Source organism: Nonomuraea sp. WAC 01424 (genome assembly GCF_003947315.1).
Classification (GTDB): domain Bacteria; phylum Actinomycetota; class Actinomycetes; order Streptosporangiales; family Streptosporangiaceae; genus Nonomuraea; species Nonomuraea spiralis.
In genome coordinates, this window is record NZ_QHHZ01000002.1 from 50,895 (window position 1) to 76,405 (window position 25,511).

A 25,511-nucleotide genomic window follows, 5' to 3' on the forward strand; every position below is an offset into this window, starting at 1 on the left:
CATTCCCTTTACAACTCTGAAGGGATCCCTTCATACTTATGAAGTCTTCCTTTCACATCTCCCGAACTCCCTCCAAGACCCCACCCGCTGGAGACCCTGAGCATGGACGCGACCTCCCCCCTCCCCCTCCGCAAGCAGCGCGACTACCGCCTGCTGTGGGGCGCCCGCACGATCTCGATCACCGGCTCGGAGGTCTCCAAGCTGGCCGTACCCCTGACCGCCGTCACGCTGCTGACCGCCTCCCCCGCCGAGATGGGACTGCTGACCGCCGCCGCCTCGGTGCCCGCCCTGCTGTTCGGCCTCCAGTCGGGCGCCATCGCCGACCGGCTCACCCGCCACCGCCCGCTGATGATCGCCTGCGAGCTCGTCTCCTGCGTCGCCGCCGCCACCGTCCCGCTGGCCTGGGTGTTCGGCGTCCTGACCGTGCCGTGGCTGATCGTGGTGGCCCTGGTCATCGGTACGGCCGGCGTCATCTTCAAGTCGGCCAACTTCCCCTACGTGGCCGCGACCGTGGACCCGTCGCAGCGCACCGAGGCCATGGCCGGCTTCCACGCCTCGTACTCGGTGGCCTCGGTCGGCGGCCCCGGCCTGGCCGGCCTGCTGGTGCAGACGCTCACGGCGCCGTTCGCCGTACTGGCGGAGGCGTTGTCCTTCCTCGCCTCCGCCCTCCTCCTGCGCTCGATCCGCACCCCGGAGCACAACGAGCCCACCCGCTCGACCGGCATGTGGCCCGACATCGTGGAGGGCCTGCGTACCAGCCTCACCCACCCCACGCTCCGAGCCCTGCTGGGCGCCGGCGTGACGATCAACTTCTTCGCCATGGCGTACACCGCCGTGTACATGCTCTACATGGTCAACACCCTCGGCATCCCCAAGGGCATGATCGGCTTCCTCACGGCCCTGAGCGGCCTGGGCGGCCTCCTGGGCGCCTGGCTCACCTCCCGCCTGTCCAAGCGCTACGGCGAGAACCGTGTCCTGCTCGTCTCGGTCCTGTTCTTCCCGCTGGAGATCCTCGCCGTCGGCCTCCTGTCCGGCCCCCTCTGGATGAAGCTCACCCTCCTCGCCCTGACCGGCATCATGACCGGCGTCATCGTCGTCGCCTTCGCCACCTGCATGGGCGCGATCACCCTCCGCGACACCCCCACCGCACTCAGGGGCCGCGTGAACGCCACCATGACGTTCGCCGTACAGGGCGTACTGGCCCTCGGAGGCCTGAGCGGCGGCCTCCTGGCCGAACTCCTGGGCCTGCGCCCGGTCATCCTCATCTGCGCCGCAGGCGTAGCCCTGAGCACCCTCTGGATCTGGCTCTCCCCCCTACGCCCCACCCGCCCCAACTCCGTCCACCCCCACCACCCCGCCCCCACCCCGGTCCCCGACCCCCTGACCCACCTCATCGAATCCAAGCGCCACACCGTCCTCTAACCCCAGTACGCCGCCCCCTCCACCCAGAGCACCTCCCCCCAACCCAACCCCAAAGCACCCCCAACCCCCGCCCCTACCTCCACCGACGCTTCCCGCCACCACCGACATCGCCGTTGCCCACCGCCCACCGCCCATCGCCCATCGCCCATCGCCCATCGCCCATCGCCCATCGCCCATCGCCCATCGCCCACAACTCCTACCGTCCGCCGCCGCGCTTCGACCGTCCGCAACCTTCTCCTCCACCTCCTTCTCCTCCACCACCGTCCACAGCCTCGGCCGCCCCACTCCCCTTCATCCACAGAACCCCGCTCGCCTCCACGCCCAGAGGCCGCCCCCAGCACACTTCCCGCCATGTCCCGTCGCCCAGCGCCTCCACCCCCGAGGCACCGCCCCCAGAACATGGCACGCCAAGCCCTGAGCCCCCTGGCCCTCCTCACGGCCATGACCACGCTCACGGCGGTCGTCATCCTCGCTGCTCCAGCAAAGGCCGCCCCACCCACATGGCGCTGGCCGCTGGACGGCAATCCGCGCATCCTGCGCCGCTTCGCCCCACCCCCCGCACCATGGCTGGCCGGACACCGAGGCGTAGACCTCGCCGCCCCCGCCGAAGCCCCCGTCCTCGCGGCAGGCCCAGGCACCATCCGCTACGCAGGCTCAGTAGGCGGAAGGGGAGTCGTCACCATTGACCACCCAGGCGGCCTCCGCACGACGTACCTACCGGTCACAGCCTCGGTGAAGCCGGGCCAGCCGATCACCATGGGCGATCCCTTGGGAGTCGTACAGGCGATCCAAGGCCACTGCCAGGAGTCATGCCTGCACTGGGGCCTCCTCCAGAGCTCCCGCTACCTGGACCCCCTGCTCCTCCTGGGCCGCGCCCTGATCCGCCTCCTCCCCCTCTGGCCCACCCCCGCCAAACCCCTGATCACCCCGCTCCCCCTCACCCACCCCAACTCCTCGCAAGCCACCCTCACCCCACCCTCCGAAGGCTCTGACCTCATCACCTCACCACCCCCCCTCACGACTGTCGGGCTCCCCAACCTGCCCACCACCTTCCCCCGCCCGAATCTGTCCGCCCTCCTATGCCCGTACCTGTCCGCTCCTCTACGCCCGTACCTGCCTAACCCCCGGTACTCGACCCCGTCTGGCGCCCATCTCCCGCCCCCACCCGCGCTCCTCGTCCCAATGCCGCCCAGCCTGCTCACGGTTTCTCAGCTCCAACCCCCACCCTCCAAGCCCCAAACCCCGCCCCCATCCGCCATCTCTCCACCCATCCAGGCACTGACCCCCTCAAACCAGCGGCCCCAGGCCTCCGCCATCACCCCCGAAACCACAACCTCCAGCCCCCAGACACCCCCCGGCAAGCACCCCCTCCACCCCGCATCAGCCCCAACACCGAATCGGCAGCACACCCCCACCCACTCCCCCGCCACACCCCTCACCTCCGTCATCCAGCTACTGACACATGCGGCCTCCACCCCCACAGCCCCAGCAATCGGACTGGGCACCCTGCTCGGAGCCGCTCTCCTGATCACAGCCCTGCGCCGCCACCGCCGCCCCCGCAAGAGGCCCCTCAGCCCAAGACGAGGCCAGCACCGCAAACCCCAAAAACCAGAAGGGTGTAGCTCTTCCTCAGGGACTTGTTGACCTGGGGCGTTGAGGGTGTGGTCGTGAGCTGGTTCGTCTTCTACCGTGCGGGGTGGAGGCGATCGCGGTGGGCTCATTGCTGGAGGAACTGGCTCGGCGGGAGGCGGCGGCCCGGGAACGGGCGGAGGTGATCCGGGAACAGATCGAGCGGTTGCGGGAGCGGTTGGCGGCCGAGGAAGAGCTGGTGTCCCGGCTGGTGACCACGCGGGAGACGGTGGCGGAGATCCTGGACCAGGCGGCTGGTCCGGTAGAGCAGCCGTCCGGCGGCGTCGCGGTGGACGGCCCCCAGCGCGTGGACGAGGTGGAGGGGGCGGCCCCGGACTCGGGCACCTCGCCGATCGGGGTGATGACGGTGCCGCGGTGGCGGCCGGGCATAGGCGCATCGGTGTTGCCTCGGACCTACCAGGATGTGCTGGAGGTACTGGTCGATGCCGGTGGCGCGATGCGGGCCAAAAAGATCGTGGCGGCGTTGGGGCTGCCGGTGCGGGCAGCCAAGGTCGAGGGCCTGCGGTCGAAGCTGAAGCGGCTGGCTGAGCGGGGCTGGCTGAGCGAGGACGCCCCCGGCCTGTTCGTGGTGACCGAGCAGGTGGCCGCCCAGCTCACCCGGTAGAACATCTCCGGTAGCCCGGGGTGACATCACCCCCTCCTCACCGGCGGGGTGATTACCCGAGGGCTCTTCCGCCGTCAGGTTCGAAGGTGCGACCCTGCCCGAACCCGCCGGAGGAAGAGCCCGTGATGGAACCGTACGACACTGCCGTGCCGGCTGACTGCTTTGCGTCCGCGCAGAACACCTTCAACTGTCTGATCGGACAGCTCGCCGATCCCGCGGACGAGACGCTCACCCATGACCTTGTGGAGGAGATGCTCGCCGAGCGGGGACGTGAGCTGCTGCGCCTGCTGCTGCAGGCCCACCTGGGCCTGCGGGCGGAGCGTGAGCGCCAGGCGGCGATCACGGCCCGTGCGGCGGGGAAGGCCGGCGGGGTGGCCGGCGTCGGCCAGATGGTGCGCCGCCGGCTGGAAGCAGGCGATCACCGGCTGCTGTCCACGCTCTTCGGGACGGTGACCGTCACGCGATGCGCCTGGCGCGCCCCGGGCATGCCGAATGTGTGTCCGGCCGATGCGGCGTTGTCGTTGCCGGGGGGACGGCATAGCCATGGGCTGGCCCGCCTGGCGGTGGCCGAGGCGGTGCGCGGGTCGTTCGACGCGGCCAAGAGCGCGATCACCGCCCGGTGCGGGCCGGTGATCGGCAAACGGCGGCTCGAAGAGGCGGTGGTGGCCGCCGCGGCCGATATCGATGCCTTCTACCAGCAGCGGATCCCGCTGCCGCGCACGTCTGAAGAGTTGCTGGTCATCTCGATCGACGGCAAGGGCGTGGTGATGCGCCCGGAGGCGTTGCGGCCCGGCACCGCCCGGGCCGCCGCTCGCGCCCGGCCCCGGTTCCGCAGCCGCCTGGCCGCCGGGTAGAAGTCCTGCCGCAAGCGCATGGCCACTCTGGGCGTGGTCTACGACGCCGAGCCCGCACCTCGACGCGGCCATGATGTGATCGCCGTTCCCGGCGGACAGCACGGCCATCGGCCACTGCGACCCGGACCCAAGGCCCGCGGCAAGTGGCTGTGCGGGTCGGTGTCCGCCGACCCCGACGAGGTGATCGGATCGGTGTTCGACCAGGCCGAGGCCAGCGACCCGGCCCATGCGCGGACCTGGGTGGTTCTGGTCGAGCGCCCGCCATCAGCTCGACCTCGTTCATGCCGAGGCCGAGCGCCGCGGTGTGCGGATCAACGTCGTCATCGATGTGATCCACGTGCTGGAGTATCTGTGGAAGGCGGCGTGGTGCCTGCACACGGGCGGTGATCCGGCCGCTGAGGAGTGGGTGGCCACTCATGCGCTCGCCGTGCTGGCCGGTCACGTCGATGAAACCGTGGCCGGTATCGACGCTCAAGCCGGCGCCGTCGGCCTGGCCCGCGATCGCCGCGGCGGCGTGGAGGCCTGCATCCGCTATCTGAGGGGCAACGCCGCGTTCTTGCGCTATGACCGGGCCCTGGCGGCCGCCTGGCCGATCGCCACCGGCGTTATCGAGGGGGCCTGCCGCCATCTGATCGGCGACCGCCTCGACATCACCGGTGCCCGTTGGGGCCTGTCCGGCGCCGAGGCCGTCCTCACGCTCCGGGCCATGATCGCGAACGGTGACTTCGATGCCTACTGGCGCTTCCATCTCGCTCAAGAGCACCTCCGGGTTCACCCGACCCGCTACCAGGACAAACTCGGCTTTACTGCCTGATCAATCGAATCCCTGAGAAAGAGCTGCACCCTGTTGGATTCGGTGCTTTGTCACTGTTGGTCGGGTAGGCCGCAGCTGTCTGAGAGGCTCTGAGACCTGATCGGTGTGGCCGGTTTCTTGATCGTCCGAACAGGTCACCGAGCGGCTGGAAGGATGCTGGGGACACGTTGACCCGAAGACCGGCGGTGGCTGTGCAGGATGACTATCTCGCCCGATGCGGACGGGCGATCGATGAGCTCAAGAGCAGTGACTTCGTCCACGTGGAGAAGGCTGAGCTTCGACCGACCACTCTCGATGTGCTCAGAGACCCCGACTGGGTGTTCGGAGACATCGCCGAGCGAACCGGGCTGACCTTGGCGCCTGGCGTTCGCGAGTACTTCTTTGCGGCCGACAGGGTGCAAGTGTTCTGGTACAGCATGAGCGAACCTGATCTGAGGGGTGAGTTCTGCCTCAATCACTTGCACTGGGCGCTGCTGAGGGGCGAGGTGCCGCAGGACGCTTTCGGGACGATCAGCAGGGACCCCGTGAAGATGGAGGTGCTTGGTCAGCTTCGCTTTCTGGACCAGGAGCCGATGGCCGGAACGGCCCGGCTCACCGCACTGCGCATCACACCCGGCGGGGACGACCCGCAGGTGTGGCTCTACGACATGAACCACGAACGCCTCGAGCTGCTCGACCTCGACTACGCGGGTTACCTGGAGAACCTACTGATCACCAAGGGTGCCTATCAGTGGCAGTATCTCTTCGCCGAGGTCGATTTCAAGGAGCCCGAGTTCCACGACACCGCGCGACACCTGTCCGAAGTGCTGCGCGTGTTTCCGGAGATGTTCCCGGGCCATGACTACGCGCCTTTGCAAGAGCGTTTGGAGGCGCGGCTCTGAACGCGTGAGGGCGCGGAGCTTGAGGGCAGCTTCGGCGTCGGCCAGGTCGTTGGGTCCCTGCAGAAGAGCTGCACCCAAACGCTTCTCTACGACTGAAGAGGAGTCCCCTTCGGCAAGTGCAGCCCCACGCCCTCTCCCCCTGAAGGCAATGCACCTCGCCCAAGCCCAAGCAGCGACCACCATCAACCCTCTGCGCCCCAGGCCTCAACGCTGTCGTCGCACCTTCATGACCTCCCGCTCACGCGGCCTGCGACGCCCATGCCTCGCATTCCTGTGGTCGTCCCTACACCACGACGCACCCATCACACAGCTGCATCAGATCCCCGCGTCTCCCCACTACGCGCCACAGCAACAGCGCTCCTCGGCCCGGTAGTCACCACTACCTCGCGCCGCCAAGGCCTCAAATAGCCGCGCCCTCGTGCCTCTCCAGGGCCTCGCCTCCCGACACAACCGTGATCTCGTCCCTTGTGGTCTTCACGTCGCAACCTTCCGACGGCCCTGCCTCCGGAGGGCCGGGTTTCCGTACGGCGGTGTTTCCCGGCGCCTGGGTTTCTGGACCGGCCATGACTACCGGACTGCCCGTGTCTCCCCTGCTCCTGTGGCACCAGACGGTCGTGTCTCCTGACGGTCGTAACTCAGGACGGCTGCGACTTCAGGTTTGGGTGTTGGGTTTCAGAGCGCCTGTGTCTCTGCTCGGCCCTGCCTTTGCAGCCCGTGCACCGACGTTCCAAGGCTCTTGGGCCGTGGGTCTCCTGAGAGGGGCGGAAATGGGAGTGATCAGGAAGAGGGGTGACGCTGAGGCTTGGGTCAGGCTCTTGGGTGGGCTTGGCGGTATGCGGTGCGGAGGCGGTCGATCGAGACGTGGGTGTAGATCTGGGTTGTGTTGAGGGAGGCGTGGCCGAGTAGTTCCTGGACGCTTCGAAGGTCCGCACCGCCTTCGAGCAGGTGCGTTGCCGCGGTGTGTCTCAGGCCGTGCGGGCCCATGTCGGGGGTGCCCTCGGACTCGGCCAGTCGCGCGTGCACCACCCGTCGTACGGTCCCCGCGTCGATCCGGCCGCCGCGTACTCCGAGGAAGAGGGCCGGCCCGGAACGTTCTCGGACCCAGATCGGGCGTCCGTTGATGCACCACCGGTCCAGCGCTCGGAGCGCCGGAATCCCGAACGGTACCGAACGCTCCTTACGGCCCTTGCCCAGCACTCGTATGACGTGCCGGTCCCGGTCCACGTCGTCGACGTCGAGCGCGCACAGTTCGCCCACTCGCACGCCCGTGGCGTAGAGGAGCTCCAGGATGGCCTGATCTCGGAGGTCCTTGGGGTCGCCGGTGGAGGGGGGCGCGTTCAGGACGGTCTGTGCCTGCTTCTGGTCGAGTACGGCGGGCAACGGGCGCGGGGCCTTGGCGCTGCCGAGCAACAGGCCCGGATCGCCGGCCAGCCAGCCGCGCCGATGGCAGTACGCGGTGAAGGTTCGGACACAGGCGGTCCTGCGTGCCAACGTTGCCCGCGCCTTTCCCGCGCCGTGCTGATCGGCCAGCCATCCTCGCAATTCGCCGATGTCCAGACCTTCAAGCCGGCCGTTCAGGTGATCGAGGAGGGCGGTGATGTCGGAGAGGTAGGCACGAACGGTGTGCGGGGACAGATCTCGCTCGAACCGCAGGTATCTCTCGAACTCGGCGAGGACCTCATAGGCATTCAGATCGTCGTTCGAGTCGCCGGGCGCACTGTCGTTCACGTTCGGGTCGTCGTTCAAGGCTTCATCCACCGTCCCCACGCGCAGGTCTCCGTCGCATCGCGGTGCCCGCGCCGTCCGCATGTCGGGTCGTCGTCATCCGCGTCTTGCACAGGTGATGTCGCCACTGCCCGGCGCTGCCCCTTCAACGTCTCGTGATCCTTCCCTCACCATCTCACCTCATGACTTCGTCACTTGGTCCGCATGCGCCCCGAGGTTGCCGCGAATTCTTGCGGGTGGGGCGGGGGTAGGGAGTCGTCTTCCGAAGGCGGGGGTGGGTCCGTGGCTGGGGCTTCGTTCGCGGGAGGTGGGTCCAGGGCGATGGATTCGGGGGCTTTCAGGTAGCTGACGGTGGTCTTGCGGAGACGCCAGCCGCCTGCCGTTCGTTCGATGTAGCCGGCGGCGGCCAGGCCGCCCAGGGCGCTCAGCGTGATCTCCATGCTGACGCCCGCCGACACCGCTATCGACGCGGGGCCCGCGCCGCCTCGGTTGGGGATGGCGTCCAGGACTCGCTTGGTGGATTCGCTGAGGCGGTCACGGGCGACGACGGGCGTCCTGGGTTGTGCGGCCAGGTCGTCGCCCATGACGCCGACGAGCTCGATCATCTCCTCCGGGGTGGTCACGCACACTGCCTTACGTTCGCGCAGCAGTTTGTGGCAGCCGGCTGACAGGGCGGACGTGGTGGGGCCCGGTACGGCACCCAGATGCCTGTTGAGGGAGAGCGCGTGACCGGCGGTGTTCAGGGCGCCGCTGCGCAGGGCTGCCTCCACTACGGCCGTTCCCCGGGTGAGGGCGGCTATGAGGCGGTTCCTGATCAGGAAGCGGGCTCGGGTGGGATGAACGCCGGGTGGGCATTCGCTGATCACGACACCCTGGTCACGGGCCCGGGCGAACAGGTCCTGATGACCGCTGGGGTAGCAGACGTCCACTCCGCAGGCCAGTACGACCACCGTGGGCGCGTCGGCCAGCAGAGCGCCCTTGTGAGCCGCGCCATCGACCCCGTACGCGCCGCCGGACACGACCGACCAGCCTGCTTCGCTGAGGCCGATGCCGAAGCCGGCCGCGATGTGCAGCCCGTACTGGGTGGCGGCTCGTGCTCCTACGACGGCCACGGATTTGAGACAGGCGAAGCGGAGGTCGGCGGTGCCGTGCAGCCAGAGGCCGAGGGGACGGCTCGGGCCGAGGTCGTCCAGCTGGGTGGGCCATTCGGCGTCGCCCGGGATGATGAGCCTGGCCCCGGCCTGCGCTCCGGCTTCCAGGTCGGCGGCCGGTTTCGACGCCGCCAGGCGGACGAACCAGGCGTTCAGCCTGCCGGACAGGTCGCACGGGCGTTCCTGCCGGGCCTCCTGAGCGATGAAGGCCGACGGCAGGGTGCGCTCGCGGATCGCCTCCACCGCGCCAAGGGCGCCCAGGTGCCTCACCAGGCGGCCCATGGTGGTGTCGCCCACGTCGGCGGCTCGCATGAGAGCCGCACGCGCCTCACGTTCCGAACTGGTCACAGGGCCTCCTGGTGATCTTCTTGGTGGACGGACGAGCGGCCTGCGGGCAGGCCAGCCTGTACGGGCTGAGCGGGGATCACGGCCTTACCCCCAGCCAGAAGCCGAGGGCGGCGGCGGTCTCGTCCTCTTCGGGGCGCGCCTTGCCGGCGAGGTCGGCGAGGGTCCAGGCGACGCGGAGGGCCCGGTCGAGGCCGCGGGCGGTGAGTGAGCCCGAGTCGAGGCAGGAGGTCATGGGCTGCATGGCCGCGTCGGACGGGCGGTAGTCGGCGTGGAGGACTGAGGAGGGGATCTCGGCGTTCGTCCGCCAGGGGGTGTCGGCGAGGCGTTTGACGGCACGTTCGCGGGCCAGCAGGACCCGCTCTGCCACCGTCTTGCTGGATTCGACGAAATGGCGGTCGGCCAGCAGCTCACGCCGGGACGACCGAGCGACGGTCACCTTCATGTCGATGCGGTCGAGAAGAGGGCCGGAGAGTCTGCCCAGGTATCGGCGTCTGGTGGTGGGCGAGCAGCGGCAGGTGGCGGCGGCCTTGCCGTCGGCCTGGGCGCAGGGGCACGGGTTGGCGGCCAGGACCAGCATGAACCGGGCGGGGAACGTGACCGAGGCCGCGGATCTGGACACGGTGACGCGCCCCGACTCCAGCGGCTGCCGCAGCGAGTCGAGGACGTGACGGGGGAACTCGGGGGCCTCGTCCATGAACAACAGACCCCTGTGCGCGAGGGAGACCGCACCCGGACGGACGAACGTGCTGCCGCCACCGATGATCGCGGCGGCGGTCGCCGTGTGATGAGGGCTGACGAACGGCGGACGATTGATCATGGGACTGTCGGGCGGCAGCAGTCCCGCGACCGAGTGGATGGCCGTGACCTCCAAGGCGTGGTCGAGCTCCAGGTCCGGCAGGAGGGTGGGAAGGCGTTCGGCCAGGAGGGTCTTGCCGGTGCCGGGCGGGCCCACCATCCACAGGTTGTGGCCGCCGGCCGCGCAGACTTCGAGCGCTCGGCGGGCCACGGGCTGGCCGACGACGTCCGCCAGATCGACAGCGGGCCGGGAGGTGGGCTCGGGCGTCTCGATGCGGGCATCGATCTCGGGTTGGGGTGGATCGTCGCCTTTGCGTAGCCACTCCACCAACTGGCGCAGGTCGGCCACCGGGATCACCTTCACGTCGGGGACCAGGCCGGCTTCGCCCGAGTTCCCCGACGGGACGATGACCGTGGCCTCTCCGTGCGCTGCCGCGGCGCCCAGGATCGACGGGAGCACGCCGCGTACGGGCCTGATGCGGCCGTCGAGGCCGAGCTCGCCGAGGAAGAACGGCTCGGCGATGCGCTCGGGCGGGACGACCCCGGCGGCCCCCAGGATGGCCATGGCGATGGCCAGGTCGAACTGGGAACCGCGTTTGGGCAGGCTGGCAGGGAAGAGGCTGACGGTGATGCGGGCGTCCGGCCACGGATAGCTGCTGTTGACCACCGCGGAACGCACCCGGTCGCGGGCCTCGCTGAGCGCCGTGTCGGGGAGGCCGATGAGGTGGATGCCGGCCAAGCCGTTGCCCACGTCGGCCTCCACCTCGACGCTGCGGCCGCTCACTCCGACCAGCGCCACGCTGCGGGTACGGGCCACGGCCATCTAGATCGCCCCCCGTATGTGGCGCAGGGCGAAGTTGCCCGCGAAGCGCTCCAGGGCGATCACGTCGATGCGTACGGCGCCGAAGGAGCGGGACTGCGCGGACAGCCATTTGGCTGCCAGCATGCGGAGCCGCGCCAGCTTGGCGCGGTTCACGGACTCCAGGGCTGTGCCGTGGGATCTGCTCGATCGGGTCTTGACCTCGACGACCACCAGGATCTGGCCGTCCACGGCGATGATGTCGATCTCACCTCGGCGACAACGCCAGTTGCGTTCGAGGATCGTCATCCCCTTGGCTTCCAGGTAGATCGCGGCTAGATCTTCGCCTTGCTTGCCGAGCTCATCTTTGGGGGCCATGCGCCGCCTCCGTCCGTCTGTTCGCCGGTTGTTCGGTGACCGACCTTGGCGGATGACGGGGGCATCGGAGGGAGGCGAACGGGATTCTGGGGATGGGGGGCGCAGGGTGGGCCGGGGTTGTGGATAACCGCGGGCGCGGTGGGTTGAGGCCCTCTTGAAGTGGAAGTCCGGCCAGTTGAGGGCGGCGATGACGTGCTGCGCGAAGGGGTGTGACGCTCGCACGCCTGCGTAGACGCGACTCTGCCCCCAAGCCCCAGGATGAGGGCGAGGCGCTGCCTGACCAGGCCGCTTGCAGGTGCTCTGCCTGAGAGGGACAGAGGGGGCGAGGCTGAGCGGAGCGGGACAGCTGGGAATGGCCACACGACCGACACGCCAGATCACGCACTCGCCACCGCGAGCCGCCACTGGCGACCGCGGGGGGCATGGGAGGCTCGCGGGTGGCCGCGGAGGGGGTACGGGCGGCTCCCGGACGTCCGCAGGAGGCACGGGCAGCTCCCGGACGGCACGTGGCAGCAGCGGGCCACCACGGTCGTCCTGCGGCCCCAGCAAGCCTGATCGGGGGCTGCCGCATGGGGGCGGCGCGCCACAGGTCTAGTTAACGCCCAGTTCGCCCGCCTATGCGCCCGCCACGCCACGCCACGCCACGCCGACGATCGTGGCCGCATGACGACGTCACCGGTACCGGCTGCCTTGTGCGAGCGAGGTCGCACCGCTCTACGTCACGGGCCGCCAGCCGTCTTGGGCCGCGACTTCACGGATTTGCGCAGGTTCGGCTGGTGACCGCCCAGGACGAGCTCGGGATGCGATGAGCCCCTCGGTGCCCGCGCAGGCGAAGGCGCGGTGTCCGAGAAGGGACTCGCGCGACAGCGCGCGAGGAAGCGCGCCGCACGACACCGCACGACGCCGCCTGTTGCCCTACGCGAGCGAGCCCGCGCAGGTCGCACGAGAACGGACGCAGGTCGCACCGGAACGAACGAGCGCGAACGGACGAACGAGCGAACGGCCAACCAGCATCGGCCCGTACGTCCCCCAGAACCTCGACGTACCCAGCAGATGAAGCGGGTCGCAGTCCCGCCAGGGCGGCAGGGTCAGATGCCGTCGTCGCCCCCCGCGGCGCCGGCATCCCCCTAGTCCTACCCGGAGAACCCTTCCTTGGGCATCTCCAGGTCGGCCTTGGCCAGCTCTTCCACGTTCACATCCTTGAACGTGACCACCCGCACGTTCTTCACGAACCGCGCCGGCCGGTACATGTCCCACACCCAGGCGTCCTGCATCTTCACGTCGAAGAAGACGTCGCCGTTCTCCGCGGTACGGACGTCGAGGTCGACCGAGTTGGTCAGGTAGAACCGACGCTCGGTCTCCACGACGTATGTGAACAACCCGACGACATCACGGTATTCGCGGTAAAGCTGCAGCTCCATCTCGGTTTCGTATTTTTCGAGATCCTCTGCGCTCATCGCGGTCCTCCTGTCGTACCGGTCCCCCGGTTCGCCTGCTCAGGCAACCCCGGCCCCCATTTCATTTTCACCCATGCCCCTGGCCACCGTGACGAAGGAGTAACGGTGTTCGGGGCACGGGCCATGTCTCTCCAGTGCCAAACGATGTCCTGGCGTGACATACCCCTTGTGCTCGGCGAAACCGTACTGAGGGAATCTTCGATCCAGCTCGACCATCAGGCGGTCCCTCGTCACCTTGGCCACGATCGACGCGGCCGCCACGCAGGCGGCCACCTGGTCCCCCTTCCACACCGCCAGGGACGGCGCCGGCAGGCCGGGCACCGGGAAGCCGTCCGTGAGGATGTACTCCGGGTCACAGGGCAACCGCGCGACGGCCCGCCGCATTCCTGACACATTGCTCTTGTGCAGGCCCCTCGCGTCGATCTCGGCGGCCGGGATCACCACGACGCCCACGTGGGCGGTGGCCAGGATGCGATCGTACAGACGCTCGCGCACGGGCGCTGACAGCAGCTTGGAGTCGCCGAGGCCGTTGACCTCCTTGCGCAGGACGACGGCGGCGACGACCAGCGGACCGGCGCAGGCGCCGCGGCCCGCCTCGTCGACCCCGGCGATCGGGGTCAGCCCACGGCGGGCCAGCGCCCGCTCATAGGCGTAGAGTCCGGAATCGCGCCGGACGACGCTCGGTCGAGGGCGGAACGCAACTGTCATGACACTGGCAGCGTACGCCCCATTCGCCGCAAACCGCGACCGAAAGCCCCCTACTTGACCTTGTCGAAAGTCTCGGGCGTGGAGAACAGGTAGCCGCGCGACAGCGGCCAGTAGCGGACGACCGCCTTGCCGATCACGTCGTCGACGGAGATGAAGCCGCCGCCGGGCTCGTCCATGTGGGCGCGCGAGTCGGCCGAGGCGGTGCGGTGGTCGCCCATCAGCCACAACTTGCCCGCCGGGACGGTGACGCTGAACTTGTCGCCGCCGCCGAAGTCACCGGGGTAGAGGTAGGACTCCTCGTCGAGGGGGGTGCCGTTGACGCTGATGCGGTGCTTGGAGTCGCAGCAGACCACCTTGTCGCCGCCGACGCCGATGACGCGCTTGATGGTGTCCTCGCCGGTACGCCAGCCCTTGAACACCACGATGTCGCCGCGCGCGGGATCGCCCGCCAGCTTGTTGACGAACACCCGGTCGTTGATCAGCAGGGTGTTCTCCATCGACTCCGACGGGATGTAGAACGACCCGATCACGAACGCCTGCAGCAGCAGCGCGATGCCCACGCCGAGCACGAGCAGCAGGACGGTCTCCCGGAAGCCGCCCTTCTTCTTCTCTTTGGCCACGCCCTCCGCCTTCTTGGTGACGGCCATCAGCGCTTCCTCCCCAACCGGCGCCGACGAACCAGGACCAAGGGTACGGCCAGCCCGAACCCGGCCACCAGCGGTACGGACTCGCCAAGTGCCTGAAGTGCGGGCTGCGCGAACGTGTCGGGTATGGACAACACTCCCGCCCGGTTGAACGGCCAGACGATCACGAAGGCCCGGCCGATGACCTGACCTTCGGGGATCGAGCCGCCGCCCTGGTCACCTGTGTGCGAGCGCGAGTCGAGCGAGACGGAACGATGGTCACCCATCACCCACAGCCGGCCGGGCGGCACGGTGATGTCGAAGAACCTGTCGGACGGCACGTTGCCCGGGTAGAGGTAGCTCTCCTCGTCGATGGCCGTGCCGTTGACCGTGATGCGCCCCTTGGAGTCGCAGCACTTGACGTGGTCGCCGCCGACGCCGATGACCCGCTTGATGTAGTCCTTCTCGCCCGGCACGACGCCGAACGCCGTGCCCACCCAGCGGAAGAAGGCCGCGATCGGGTTGGACGGCTCCTCCATCTCGAACTCGCCGTCCCAGGAGTCGACGCCGGAGAAGACCACGACGTCACCGCGCTCGATGTCACGGGTGTGGTAGACGAGCTTGTTGACCAGGACCCTGTCGTTCTTGAGCAGGGTGTTCTCCATGGACTCCGACGGAATGTAGAAGGCCTGGATCACGAACGTCTTGATGATCAGGGCCAGCACGAGGGCCACAACAACAAGAACGGGCAGTTCTTTCCAGAACGACCCCTTCTTCTCCTTGTCGCCCTTTGCCGGCTTCTGAGTCTCTTCGGCGACCACGTCCACCTCGTCCTCGACAGGGCGGCGCGAAGCGCCGTACTCCTGGTCCTCGCTAGTCATCGCTGACGAGCCTAGATGATGGAACGGCTCGACAAGCCTCGACCGACGTTACACCCATGCGCGAGTCGTTCCACATAAAGGAAATGGCCCCGCAAAGCCGAAAAGCCCGTGCGGTGCACGGGCCTTTCGGTAAAGACTTGGGTTACTTCGCGGGGGTCGCCTCACGCTTCTCGCGGATGCGGGCGGCCTTGCCGCGCAGGTCGCGCATGTAGTAGAGCTTGGCGCGACGCACGTCACCGCGGGTCACGAGCACGATCTTCTCGATGACCGGGCTGTGCACCGGGAAGGTGCGCTCGACGCCGACGCCGTAGCTGACCTTGCGGACCGTGAAGGTCTCGCGGGCGCCGCTGCCCTGCCGCCGCAGCACGAACCCCTTGAAGACCTGGACACGGGAGCGGTTGCCTTCGACGACTCGTACGTGGACCTCGAGCGTGTCACCGGGGCGGAACGCCGGGACGTCGCTGCGCAGGGTCGCCTGCTCGAGCTCCTGGATCTTCGTGTGCATGAGAGCTGTCCTCAAGTCCTCGCGAGCACGCGGAGGTCCACCCGGCCGGAGCTCGCGGCGGACACGCTTGCTGATTTGATGAACCCGGGATCGTTTCCCGGGCATGACGGACCAACCGTGTGACGGTTGGCAGCGATTCAGTTTGCCATATCTTCCGGCCGGACGCGAAACGAGAGCTCTTCGAGCAGCTTCCTGTCGTGCTTGTCGAGCGTCTCCGGGTCGAGCGCCGCCGCCAGTTCGGGCCGGTTCCGTACGGTACGCCGGAGCGCCTCGTCCCGTCGCCACCGGGCGACTTTTCCGTGATGTCCGGACAGCAGCACGGCGGGAACCTCGTGCCCCCGCCACACCGGCGGCTTGGTGTAGACCGGACCTTCCACCAGGTTCTGCATCGAACCAGGCGCGAAGGAGTCGTCCACGGCGGACTGGGCGTTCCCCAGCACCCCGGGCAGCAGCCGGCCGACGGCCTCGACCATCACCAGCACCGCCACCTCGCCGCCGGCCAGCACGTAGTCGCCGATGCTGACCTCGTCGACGCGCAGCCGGGAGCCGTACTCGGCCATGACCCGCGAATCGATGCCCTCGTAACGCCCGCAGGCGAACAACAACCACGGCTCCGCGGCCAGCTCCTGGGCCATCTCCTGGGTGAACGGCCGCCCGCTCGGCGTCGGCACGATCATCCGCGGCGCGCCGTCGCCGATCACCGAGTCGATGGCCTCGCCCCAGACCTCGGGCTTCATCACCATGCCGGGCCCGCCGCCGTACGGCGTGTCGTCGACGGTCCTGTGGACGTCGTGCGCCCAGTCGCGGAGCTGGTGGACCCGTACGTCGAGGGTGCCGCGCTCGCGCGCCTTGCCGATCAGGGAGACGTCGAGCGGGGCGAAGTACTCGGGAAAGATGGACAGGATGTCGAGGCGCATCACAGCAGGCCCTCTGGCGGGTCGACGATCAGGCGTCCGCCCGTCAGGTCGACCTCGGGCACCAGGGCCTTCACGAACGGGATGAGCGCGTCGTCCTGCCCGCGACGGCGTACGACCAGCAGGTCCTGGCCGTGGTGCAGCACGTCGGTGACCTCACCGACGGGCTCGCCCGACACGGTCTCCACCGCCAGCCCGACGAGCTGGTGGTCATGGAACTCGTCCGGATCGTCGGACGGCTCCACCTCGGCGGAGTCGATCACCAGCATGGTGCCCCGCAGCTCCTCGGCCTGGTCACGACTGCCGAACCCCTCGAACGCGACCAGGAGCACGTCCTTGTGCCAGCGGCGACCCTCGATGACGAGCGGCCCTCTGCCCGCCGGGTCCGTCGCGATCGACAGGCCCTCGGCGAAGCGCAGCTCTGGATCGTCGGTGCGCACCTCCACGGTCACCTCACCGCGTACTCCGTGCGGACGACCTATCCGACCGACGACCAGCTGCACGTGAACCCACCTTCTCCAACGCAAGCGCCCCCATCGGCCTTTCAGGACCGATGAGGGCGCGAATTCCTGACGCTAACGGACTGCTTCGTTCAGGTCGAGCAGGTCGACCCGTACGTACTTCCCGTCGGCCAGGGCGTTCACAACGGTGCGCAGCGCCTTGGCGGTGCGCCCGCCGCGTCCGATGACCTTGCCCAGGTCCTCGGGGTGCACCCGGACCTCCAGGACGCGCCCGCTGCGAATGCGGCGGGCACGGACCCGGACATCGTCGGGATGTTCGACGATGCCCTTAACGAGGTGCTCGAGAGCCTCCTCGAGCACGTCAGCCCTCGCCCTCGGTCGGGGTCTCGGCGGGGGCGGCCTCGGCTTCTTCCTTCTTCTTGGCACGCTTGGGCGCCGTGGTGGCGGCAGTGCCGGTGTCGCCACCGGACAGCGCCTCCTTGGCCGCGGCCTCGTAGAGGGCGTGCCTGTCGGGCGCGGGCTCGGCGACCAGCAGCACCGCCGGGGCGGCCTCGCCCTTGAACTTCTGCCAGTCACCGGTGAGCTTGAGCAGCTTGAGCACCGGCTCGGTCGGCTGCGCGCCGACACCCAGCCAGTAGGCCGCACGCTCGGCGTTGACCTCGATGCGCGAAGGGTTTTCCTTCGGGTGGTACAGGCCGATCTCCTCGATCGCCCGGCCGTCACGCTTGGTGCGGCTGTCGGCGATGACGATTCGGTACTGAGCATTGCGGATCATGCCGAGCCGCTTGAGCTTGATCTTGACTGCCACTGGTGTGGTCTCTCCTGCATTCGAGCGTGGGTGAACGGCACCTCATCGAGTGGGGCACGATGAGACGACGCTCCAGGGACAGGCGCGGCCGGCGGGAGATGAGAGGGCACCCACCTGGTCACGATGTTCCAACATGTCATTCTGCCAGACCGCGGACACTGCCTTCGACCTGTCCCGGCAGGCCACGGCAAAGGCTCGGCAACGGCCGCGTGTCACCGCGCCGGACTTGATCAACTTCCCTGCGGAATGGGTGGGTGACCACCTTGACCAAGCCGCAGCTCACGCGCACGGGGCTGCTCACCGCCGGCGTGTCCGTCCTGCTCGCAGGGGCCTTGTTCGGGCTTACGGCCACCGCCGCGGCGGGCGAGTTCGCCAATTCCAACGGTATCGGCCTGACCATCACCGAAATCCCGGAGCTGGGCCAGCCCGGCTTCTCCGGCGTCTGGGGCACGGCCTCAGTGGGGCCCGACCCCGGCACCGACAACGGTGACTGGAGCGACCCGGACGGAGTCACCGAATTCGTCGACCTGGCCAACGAACAGCTTCAGGCGAGCGGCCTGGACGCGCCGGACGTATGGGAGGCCAGCGCCCAACTGGTCGTCAGCAGCCTCCAGCTCAACCCGGGCGCCTCCCAGCCACTGCTGATCACGGGCAACGTGGAGACACACGCGCGCTGCACGCCGCCGGCTCCGGCGATGGCGTCCGTACAGGCCGCGCCCGGGACCATCACGGTGCTGGGCGTGCCCATCGAGCAGGGGACCACGCAGGTGCCCGCGACGGGGGCACAACTCGGGTACCCGGACGTGTTCGCCGGGACCCTGACGGTGGTCAGGACCGACACCGCCACGACGAACGACGCGACCTCCGCCGAGGCGGACATGCTGATCTCGATCTCCGCCCGCCTGCTGGACGACGACGGCAACGTCGTCTACGAGGGCCCGCTGACCGATGTCACCATCGGCCGGGTCGAAGTCAACTGCGTCCCCAACCAACCCACCCCGACACCCACACCCACACCCACGCCCACGCCGACACCGACCCCGACGCCCACACCAACCCCGACACCGACACCCACGCCGACATCCACGCCGACCCCGACGCCCAGCCCGAGCCCGAGCCCCACTCCTACGCCGACGCCCACTCCGAGCCCTAGCCCGAGCCCGACGCACACGCCAAGCCCGAGTCCGACCATCAGCCCGACGCCCAAGCCCACACAGGGCTGCACTCATCGGCCGCACAAACCGCAGCACCCGCACGAGCATGGGCATCTATCGCCTCACTGCCCTTGGCCGCCTCACGGCTCGGACCACTACGGCGGCCCGAGCGGTCATGAAGGACCCGCCGACTACGCCGGCCCCTACGGCCCTCCCGGTCCGTTCGGCCCTCTCAGCCCCTACGGCCCTCTCGGTCCGTTGGGTCCGGGGCCGGTCGGCGACATGACGGATGAGGAGTCGCCGTACGTCGGTCTGCCGATGCAGGTGCCCGCGGCGATCACCCCGAGGTGGTCCCTCATGGACCCCGCTCTGCAGTGGCTGCTGCTCTGCCGTTAGAGCAGCCCGTACGGCTCGACACACGCGCCCGGTGACCGAACACGGTCCCGGGCGCGCGTCTTTCGCAGTGATAAAAGCCTGACCGAGGACGACGCCTCCGGTGTGGGGCCGCCTACTTCTGGCCCGGCAGCTTCAGCTTCGACGGGTCGAAACCCGGGGGCAGTTCGAGGCCGGGCGGGAGCTTGCCGCCCAGGTTGCCCAGCACTCCCCCGGCCTTGGGCGCCTCGCCCTCGCCGTCGGGGGACGGGGACGCGGACTTCTCCAGGGCCGCCTTGCGCGGGTCGCCGCTCACGCGCCGCCCCTTCTTGGCCTTCTTCTGGGCCTTGGACGCCTTCCCGCGCCCGCCGGGCATGCCCGGGATGCCCATCCCCCCGGCCACGCGCTTCATCATCTTCTGTGCCTCGAAGAAGCGGGTGACGAGGTTGCTCACGGCGCTGACCGTGACGCCGGAACCGGCGGCGATGCGGGCGCGGCGGGAGCCGTTGATGATCTTCGGGTCCTGCCGCTCACCGGGGGTCATCGAGCGGATGATGGCGGCGATGCGGTCGAGGTCGCGGTCGTCGATGGAGTTGAGCTGGTCACGCATCTGGCCCATGCCGGGCATCATGCCGAGCAGGTTCTTGATGGGGCCCATCTTCTGGACCATCATCATCTGCTCGAGGAAGTCGTCGAGCGTGAAGTTCTCGCCAGAGGTGAGCTTGCCCGCCATCTTGGCGGCCTGATCCTCGTCGAACGTCTTCTGCGCCTGCTCGATCAGGGTGAGGATGTCACCCATGTCGAGGATGCGGGAGGCCATCCGGTCGGGGTGGAAGGCGTCGAAGTCTTCCAGCTTCTCGCCCGTGGAGGCGAACATGATCGGGCGGCCGGTGATGTGCCGCACCGACAGCGCGGCGCCGCCTCGGGCGTCGCCGTCGAGCTTGGTCAGCACGACGCCGTCGAAGCCGACGCCCTCCATGAACGCCTGGGCCGTGTTGACGGCGTCCTGGCCGATCATGGCGTCGACCACGAACAGGGTCTCGTCGGGGCGGACCGCGTCGCGGATGTCGGCGGCCTGCTTCATCATCTCCTGGTCGATGCCCAGGCGGCCCGCGGTGTCGATGATGACGATGTCGTGGTTGAGCCGCCGGGCCTCGTCGATGGAGCGGCGGGACACCTCGACCGGGTCGCCGACGCCGCTGCCGGGCTCGGGCGCGTAGACGGCGACCTGGGCGCGTTCGCCCACGACCTGGAGCTGCTGCACGGCGTTGGGCCGCTGGAGGTCGGCGGCGACCAGCATGGGCGCGTGGCCCTGCTCGCGCAGCCACCGGGCCAGTTTGCCGGCCAGGGTGGTCTTACCGGCACCCTGGAGGCCCGCGAGCATGACGACGGTCGGAGCGGTCTTGGCGAAGCGGAGCCTGCGCGTCTCGCCGCCGAGGATCTCGATCAGCTCGTCATTGACGATCTTGACGACCTGCTGCGCCGGGTTGAGCGCCTGGGAGACTTCGGCGCCGCGGGCGCGCTCCTTGACCTGAGCGACGAACGCCTTGACCACCGGGAGCGCGACATCGGCCTCGAGCAGGGCGATGCGGATCTCGCGGGTGGTGGCGTCGATGTCGGCATCGGACAGCCGACCCTTGGATCGGAGGGAGGAGAAGACCGATGTCAGCCGGTCGGAAAGCGTCTCGAACACGTGGTTGGCCAGTCCTCGTAGCGAATGTACGTCTAAGACTTCAGCCTATCCGCTCTCCTAGCCGCTCCAGCCTGGCACGGCCATCCGGACCGTCAACGCGTGCTCGACGAGGTTGATCAGAGCGCTTTTGACCGAGTCCTTCTGGCGGGCGTCGAGGCGTACCAGAGGGATGTGGGGGGCCAGCGTGAGGGCGTCGCGGACCTCGGTGTCGCTGTGGCCGTACTGGCCGTCCCAGCCGTTGATCCCCACGATGAAGGGCAGTTGCGCCTCTTCGAAATAGTCGATCGCGGGGAAGCTGTCGGCCAGGCGGCGGGTGTCCACCAGGACCACGGCGCCGATGGCGCCGCGTACGAGGTCGTCCCACATGAACCAGAACCGGTGCTGTCCGGGCGTGCCGAACAGGTAGAGGATCAGGTCGCGGTCGAGCGAGACGCGGCCGAAGTCCATGGCGACGGTCGTGGTCGACTTCAGCGGCGTCATGCCCAGGTCGTCGATCCCCGCGGAGGCGTCGGTCATGACGGCCTCCGTGGTGAGCGGCATGATCTCCGAGACGGCGCCGACGAACGTCGTCTTGCCGACGCCGAAGCCACCGGCCACCACGATCTTCGTCGAGGTCAGACCGGGGCTAGAGCCTGCGAAGTCCACTGAGCACCCTTTCCAGCAGGTTGACGTCCGGCCTACCCGCATCCAGCTGCGGCTGGTGCACCCGCACCAGGCCCTCGGCCGCCATATCAGCGATCAGAACACGCACCACACCGAGCGGGATCCGCAGCAGCGCCGACACCTCGGCGACCGACCGGACCTGACGGCAGAGCTGGCTGATCGCCTTGTACTCGGGAGTGATGTGGGAGAACTCCCGGTGTTCGGCGGTCGCCGACGACACCAGGGCCTCCATGGCCAGCTTGACCTTGGGCGCGGTACGCCCGCCCGTCACCGCGTACGGGCGTACCGGCGACGCCGGGTCCGAGCTGGTCGGCGGCTGGGGCTCCCAACCACCGCTGTTCCAGGAATCCGTCACCTACATCACCTGGTCTGGCTGGCGCGCAGTTCGGCACGCACAGCCGGGGTCAGCACCTGACCGGCGCGGTCCACCATCAGAGTCATCTGGTACGCCACCAGTCCCATGTCGCAGTCGGGAGCCGCCAGCACCGCCAGACACGAGCCATCACTGATCGACATGATCAGCATCAGCCCGCGCTGCATCTCCACGATCGTCTGATTGACCGCACCACCCTCGAACACCCTGGCCGCACCCTGCGTCAGACTCACCAGTCCCGACGCGATCGCAGCCAGCTGATCAGCCCGGTCAGCCGGAAAACCCGACGAGGCCGCAAGCGGCAACCCGTCGGATGACACGACCACCGCGTGCGCGACCCCCGGGACGGTACTGACGAAGTCGGTGATTAACCAGTCCACCCCGCGTGCCGCGTGGCTCAGGTCATTCACGCGCCCTCCTCCCTACTGTCGTTCCTAGGGCCGGATTGGTATGTCCTGCCCTCGCTGATGTCGTCACGCGCTGCTCTGAAGCCCTGCTGGAAGCTCGACAGCCTGCTGCGCACCCGGTCCGGGGAGACCGACGGCATGGGGGCCACGCCCTTGGGCGCGGACGCCGTGTCGGCCGAACCGGGCACCAGGTTGGCCTTGGGCACCCGCTTGGGCAGCCCGGCGGCCGTCGAACCGTCGCGTACGGGCTCCACCACGCCGGCCGCCGCGCTCCACCCGGCGTCGGCCTTGGCCGAACCCCAGGTGGCGCTGGTCTCGCCATGGTCGAACCAGGCCGACTCCACCGAGGCGAAGATCGGCAGGTATTCGTCCCCGGCGGAGGCGGGCTTGACCACGGGGATCGGGCCGGTGGCCGCAGACTCGGTCTCGGGGTAGTCGTACTCGGGGGCCGGCAGCGGCGTCTCCTGCGGCGCCGACCAGGGACGGGGCTCCTCGGGGAGCAGGCCGCGCTGCGGCGGCGCGTGTTCCCCGGTCACCGGCCCGCGCGAGGACACCCAGACATCGGATGACGAGTCGGGCAGCCAGTCGGAGCCGGTGCTCGTCGACTCCGTCGAGGGCCACTGCGGCATCGAAGGAGGCATCGAGGACTGCATCGACGAGGGCATCGACGACGGCAGGGACGGCCACGACCCGCCGGACGGCGGCTCGGACGGGTATGACGGGTAGGACGGATGCCCGGGGGCGAGCCCGAACCCGGAACCCGGCCACTGCTGGGCGCCCGTGGCGGACTGGGAGGTGGCGAAGGCGTCCTCGCGGGCGCTTCCGGCGGCGGCGTTGCCGCCCTCCCCGGCGACCGCGGACGGCTGCGCGCCGAGCAGCGACTCGGGGATCAGGACCATGGCGGTCAGGCCGCCGGAACCGTGCGGGCGCAGCTGGACCCTGATGCCGTGCCGGTGGGCCAGCCTGGCGACCACGAACAGGCCCATGCGGCGGGAGACCGACACGTCCACGGTGGGGGCGTCGGTCAGGCGCTCGTTGGCCTGGACCAGCTCCTCGCCGGTCATGCCGATGCCGGAGTCGCTGATGGAGAGCATGATCCCGCCGCCGTCGATCCTGCTGCCGGAGACGGGGACGCGGGTCTCGCGCGGGGAGAACGACAACGCGTTCTCGATCAGCTCGGCCAGCAGGTGGATGACGTCGTTGACGGCCTGGCCGGCGATGGAGACACCCTCGGGGACCTCCAGGACGACGCGCTCGTAGTTCTCGACCTCCGACAGGGAGGCGCGGGCGACGTCCACCAGCTTGACCGGCTGGCTCCAGCGGCGCGGCGGGTCCTGACCGGCGAGCACCAGCAGGTTCTCACTGTTACGCCGCATACGCGTGGCCAGGTGGTCCAGCTTGAACAGGTTCCCGAGCCGCTGCTCGTCCTGCTCGCCCTGCTCCAGACCGTCGATCAGGGTGATCTGCCGTTCGACCAGCGTCTGACTGCGGCGGGAGAGGTTCACGAACATCGCGTTGACGTTCGAGCGGAGCCTGGACTCCTCACCGGCCAGTCGTACGGCCTCGCGGTGGACCTCGTCGAAGGCGCGGGCGACTTCTCCGATCTCGTCCTTGGAGTTGACCTCGATCGGCGGGACCTGGAGCTGTTCGGGGGTGACGTCGGTGTTGCGGAGCTGCCTGACCAGGTCGGGCAGCGTCTGACCGGCGATCTTCAGGGCGTCGCCGCGCAGGCGGCGCAGCGGGCGTACCAGCGAGCCGGCCATCAGGGCGGTGATCGCGAGGACCAGGACGAGCAGGCCGGCCACGATGCCGATGTTGATCGCGGCGAGCTGCCGGTCGCTGCTGGCGATGTCGGCGCTTCGGGTGGCGATCTGTTCCGACAACGACTTCTGCACGGCGTGCAGGCGCTCGACGGTCTCGGTGATGGACTGGAACCACTGGTCGGTGTCGTCGGTGGTGGAGGTGTCGAGCCGGCGCAGCGACTGGTTGGCGTTGTGCAGCAGGACGGCGCGGCCGGCGTAGAACTCGGCCCGGCCGATCTTCAGGCTGGCGACGGTGTTGTCGTAGAACTGGCGCTGCTCGGGCGTGGCGACGGCGCGGAAGGAGTCGCGCTCGCTGGCGCGGCGCGACCGGGCGTCGAGGAAGGCGTTGTACTCGGGTTCCTCGAACGTGCCTCTGATCAGCGCGCTGGTCAGCAGGCCGCGCTGCTTGGACGCCTCTTCCTCGGCGCGGGCCACCGCGCGCAGGGCGGCGCTGGTGGCGATGATCTCCTCGTCCGTGGAGCCCTGGCCCAGCTCGTCGTAGAGCTGCAGCAGCTCGGCGATGGCCTCGGAGTACTTCTCGCTGGTGGGCAGCGCCGGGAGCTTGGTCTCGGCGACCGTCTTGCGCATCGAGGGGATCTGGGTGAGCCGGATCCGGATGTGGTCGAGGGACTTCTTGCCGATGTCGGACAGGGAGGCTTCGGTCTTCTTCGCCACGTCCAGCGTGCTGGCGATGCGCTTGTCCACGATCTCGTGCTGGCTCTTCAGCCGCTGCGCGTCGGAGGACCGGCGGTCGGTGGCGACGAAGCGGGTGGCCAGGTCGCGTTCGAGTCCGAGGTCGCGCGAGAGTTCGCCGAGCTGTGCGACCAGGGTCCCCACATCGCTGATGTCCTGGTACTGCTGGGCGCTGCCGATCGACGTGGTGACCCGCAGGGCGCCGAGGATGACGGCGACGACCGTGGGAATGGCGATGAGGGCGATGAGGCGGGTACGTACACGCCAGTTGCGCAGCGCGAACGGGCTGCCCGCCTTGGGCGCGCGGGCTTTCGGCGCCTCGCCGCCCGCGGTCTTTTCCGGGACGTCCGGAGCCCTGCCACGACCGGGTCCGGTCGTTGTTGTCCTCACTGGTGGCAACCTCTCGCCATGGCCTGCTTCAGGGGGAATCAGCGGCTTCGTCACACGGACGAGTGATCGCAGGCAAGTTCGAGGCCCAATTTGAGCACAAACCTCATACTTAGGCCAACGTTTCGGTGGTTTTCAACCGTTCCAAGTGCCACTCCTTTCACGTCGCATGCCAACGCACACGGAGCG

23 protein-coding genes and 1 pseudogene are annotated in these 25,511 nt (G+C 68.9%); 6 read left to right on the top strand and 18 right to left on the bottom strand.

Annotation, left to right across the window (positions count from 1 at the left end; translation table 11 throughout):
* Positions 1-102 precede the first annotated feature (102 nt).
* From DMB42_RS05520 to DMB42_RS05545, 5 genes and pseudogenes are all read left to right on the top strand, one after another.
* On the top strand, positions 103-1,422 hold the full coding sequence (locus DMB42_RS05520) for an MFS transporter (protein ID WP_125631342.1): 1,320 nt from the start codon (positions 103-105) through the stop codon (positions 1,420-1,422).
* A 441-nt stretch (positions 1,423-1,863) separates the two neighbouring features.
* Positions 1,864-3,066: a M23 family metallopeptidase gene (locus DMB42_RS56310; RefSeq protein ID WP_221762027.1), complete on the top strand. Its 1,203-nt coding sequence runs from the start codon at positions 1,864-1,866 to the stop codon at positions 3,064-3,066.
* Positions 3,067-3,133: 67 nt separating this feature from the next.
* Positions 3,134-3,676 carry a hypothetical protein gene (locus DMB42_RS05535; protein ID WP_125631346.1) on the top strand — a complete coding sequence of 181 codons (543 nt, stop codon included), beginning with the start codon at positions 3,134-3,136 and terminating at the stop codon, positions 3,674-3,676.
* Between the two features lie 125 nt (positions 3,677-3,801).
* Positions 3,802-5,344, top strand: a pseudogene (locus tag DMB42_RS05540) (ISKra4 family transposase).
* A gap of 185 nt (positions 5,345-5,529) precedes the next feature.
* A complete protein-coding gene (locus DMB42_RS05545) occupies positions 5,530-6,225 on the top strand; it encodes a hypothetical protein (RefSeq protein WP_125631348.1) in 696 nt (231 codons plus the stop codon).
* An 807-nt stretch (positions 6,226-7,032) separates the two neighbouring features.
* Here DMB42_RS05545 and DMB42_RS05550 read toward each other — a convergent pair.
* The 13 genes from DMB42_RS05550 to rpsP form a co-directional block, all read right to left on the bottom strand.
* Positions 7,033-7,992 carry a tyrosine recombinase XerC gene (locus DMB42_RS05550; protein ID WP_396981146.1) on the bottom strand — a complete coding sequence of 320 codons (960 nt, stop codon included), beginning with the start codon at positions 7,990-7,992 and terminating at the stop codon, positions 7,033-7,035.
* 149 nt (positions 7,993-8,141) lie between these two features.
* Positions 8,142-9,449 (bottom strand): DNA-processing protein DprA, encoded by a 1,308-nt coding sequence (dprA, locus tag DMB42_RS05555; protein WP_260477511.1) that lies wholly within the window; start codon positions 9,447-9,449, stop codon positions 8,142-8,144.
* Between the two features lie 76 nt (positions 9,450-9,525).
* Entirely contained in the window at positions 9,526-11,067 is a 1,542-nt protein-coding gene (locus DMB42_RS05560) for a YifB family Mg chelatase-like AAA ATPase (protein ID WP_125631352.1), read from the bottom strand.
* On the bottom strand, positions 11,068-11,421 hold the full coding sequence (locus tag DMB42_RS05565; protein WP_125631354.1) for a YraN family protein: 354 nt from the start codon (positions 11,419-11,421) through the stop codon (positions 11,068-11,070).
* A 1,133-nt stretch (positions 11,422-12,554) separates the two neighbouring features.
* Complete coding sequence (locus DMB42_RS05570) at positions 12,555-12,878, bottom strand: DUF2469 domain-containing protein (RefSeq protein ID WP_026215037.1); 324 nt, start codon at positions 12,876-12,878, stop codon at positions 12,555-12,557.
* 39 nt (positions 12,879-12,917) lie between these two features.
* Positions 12,918-13,586: a ribonuclease HII gene (locus DMB42_RS05575; RefSeq protein ID WP_125631356.1), complete on the bottom strand. Its 669-nt coding sequence runs from the start codon at positions 13,584-13,586 to the stop codon at positions 12,918-12,920.
* A 50-nt stretch (positions 13,587-13,636) separates the two neighbouring features.
* On the bottom strand, positions 13,637-14,233 hold the full coding sequence (gene lepB, locus DMB42_RS05580; RefSeq protein ID WP_125631358.1) for a signal peptidase I: 597 nt from the start codon (positions 14,231-14,233) through the stop codon (positions 13,637-13,639).
* A complete protein-coding gene (gene lepB / locus DMB42_RS05585) occupies positions 14,233-15,090 on the bottom strand; it encodes a signal peptidase I (RefSeq protein WP_125631360.1) in 858 nt (285 codons plus the stop codon). The genes lepB (DMB42_RS05580) and lepB (DMB42_RS05585) overlap by 1 nt, the downstream gene beginning before the upstream one ends.
* A 142-nt stretch (positions 15,091-15,232) precedes the next feature.
* Entirely contained in the window at positions 15,233-15,595 is a 363-nt protein-coding gene (rplS, locus tag DMB42_RS05590; protein ID WP_125631362.1) for a 50S ribosomal protein L19, read from the bottom strand.
* Between the two features lie 137 nt (positions 15,596-15,732).
* Positions 15,733-16,512, bottom strand: a complete 780-nt coding sequence (gene trmD, locus DMB42_RS05595; protein ID WP_125631364.1) for a tRNA (guanosine(37)-N1)-methyltransferase TrmD — start codon at positions 16,510-16,512, stop codon at positions 15,733-15,735.
* The gene (gene rimM / locus DMB42_RS05600) at positions 16,512-17,012 is read right to left on the bottom strand and encodes a ribosome maturation factor RimM (RefSeq protein ID WP_125631366.1); all 501 of its coding nucleotides are present in this window, start codon (positions 17,010-17,012) and stop codon (positions 16,512-16,514) included. Before rimM ends, trmD begins: the two co-directional genes overlap by 1 nt.
* A 72-nt stretch (positions 17,013-17,084) precedes the next feature.
* Positions 17,085-17,330 (bottom strand): RNA-binding protein, encoded by a 246-nt coding sequence (locus DMB42_RS05605; RefSeq protein ID WP_125631367.1) that lies wholly within the window; start codon positions 17,328-17,330, stop codon positions 17,085-17,087.
* A 1-nt stretch (position 17,331) separates the two neighbouring features.
* On the bottom strand, positions 17,332-17,778 hold the full coding sequence (gene rpsP / locus DMB42_RS05610) for a 30S ribosomal protein S16 (protein WP_125631369.1): 447 nt from the start codon (positions 17,776-17,778) through the stop codon (positions 17,332-17,334).
* 254 nt (positions 17,779-18,032) lie between these two features.
* On the opposite strand from rpsP, the gene DMB42_RS52980 reads away from it, so the two are divergent.
* Positions 18,033-19,328: a hypothetical protein gene (locus DMB42_RS52980; RefSeq protein WP_185844480.1), complete on the top strand. Its 1,296-nt coding sequence runs from the start codon at positions 18,033-18,035 to the stop codon at positions 19,326-19,328.
* A 112-nt stretch (positions 19,329-19,440) separates the two neighbouring features.
* Here DMB42_RS52980 and ffh read toward each other — a convergent pair whose 3' ends face one another.
* From ffh to DMB42_RS05640, 5 genes are read right to left on the bottom strand one after another with little or no spacing between them, the layout of a single operon-like run.
* Positions 19,441-20,997, bottom strand: coding sequence for a signal recognition particle protein (gene ffh, locus DMB42_RS05620; protein ID WP_125631371.1), 1,557 nt, complete (start codon positions 20,995-20,997; stop codon positions 19,441-19,443).
* Between the two features lie 57 nt (positions 20,998-21,054).
* On the bottom strand, positions 21,055-21,615 hold the full coding sequence (locus DMB42_RS05625) for an ATP/GTP-binding protein (RefSeq protein ID WP_125632592.1): 561 nt from the start codon (positions 21,613-21,615) through the stop codon (positions 21,055-21,057).
* A gap of 7 nt (positions 21,616-21,622) precedes the next feature.
* Positions 21,623-22,015 carry a DUF742 domain-containing protein gene (locus tag DMB42_RS05630; protein WP_125631373.1) on the bottom strand — a complete coding sequence of 131 codons (393 nt, stop codon included), beginning with the start codon at positions 22,013-22,015 and terminating at the stop codon, positions 21,623-21,625.
* Between the two features lie 5 nt (positions 22,016-22,020).
* On the bottom strand, positions 22,021-22,443 hold the full coding sequence (locus tag DMB42_RS05635) for a roadblock/LC7 domain-containing protein (RefSeq protein ID WP_020546542.1): 423 nt from the start codon (positions 22,441-22,443) through the stop codon (positions 22,021-22,023).
* Positions 22,440-25,325 carry a nitrate- and nitrite sensing domain-containing protein gene (locus tag DMB42_RS05640; protein ID WP_125631375.1) on the bottom strand — a complete coding sequence of 962 codons (2,886 nt, stop codon included), beginning with the start codon at positions 25,323-25,325 and terminating at the stop codon, positions 22,440-22,442. Before DMB42_RS05640 ends, DMB42_RS05635 begins: the two co-directional genes overlap by 4 nt.
* Between the last annotated feature and the right edge of the window lie 186 nt (positions 25,326-25,511).

Excerpts from the sequence above, each read along its gene's own strand:
- DMB42_RS05520 (WP_125631342.1), top strand. The coding sequence starts at position 103 with ATGGACGCGACCTCCCCCCTCCCCCTCCGCAAGCAGCGCGACTACCGC.
- DMB42_RS56310 (WP_221762027.1), top strand. The coding sequence starts at position 1,864 with ATGACCACGCTCACGGCGGTCGTCATCCTCGCTGCTCCAGCAAAGGCC.
- DMB42_RS05560 (WP_125631352.1), bottom strand. The coding sequence starts at position 11,067 with ATGGCCGTGGCCCGTACCCGCAGCGTGGCGCTGGTCGGAGTGAGCGGC.
- DMB42_RS05565 (WP_125631354.1), bottom strand. The coding sequence starts at position 11,421 with ATGGCCCCCAAAGATGAGCTCGGCAAGCAAGGCGAAGATCTAGCCGCG.
- DMB42_RS05570 (WP_026215037.1), bottom strand. The coding sequence starts at position 12,878 with ATGAGCGCAGAGGATCTCGAAAAATACGAAACCGAGATGGAGCTGCAG.
- DMB42_RS05575 (WP_125631356.1), bottom strand. The coding sequence starts at position 13,586 with ATGACAGTTGCGTTCCGCCCTCGACCGAGCGTCGTCCGGCGCGATTCC.
- lepB (WP_125631358.1), bottom strand. The coding sequence starts at position 14,233 with ATGGCCGTCACCAAGAAGGCGGAGGGCGTGGCCAAAGAGAAGAAGAAG.
- lepB (WP_125631360.1), bottom strand. The coding sequence starts at position 15,090 with ATGACTAGCGAGGACCAGGAGTACGGCGCTTCGCGCCGCCCTGTCGAG.
- rplS (WP_125631362.1), bottom strand. The coding sequence starts at position 15,595 with ATGCACACGAAGATCCAGGAGCTCGAGCAGGCGACCCTGCGCAGCGAC.
- trmD (WP_125631364.1), bottom strand. The coding sequence starts at position 16,512 with ATGCGCCTCGACATCCTGTCCATCTTTCCCGAGTACTTCGCCCCGCTC.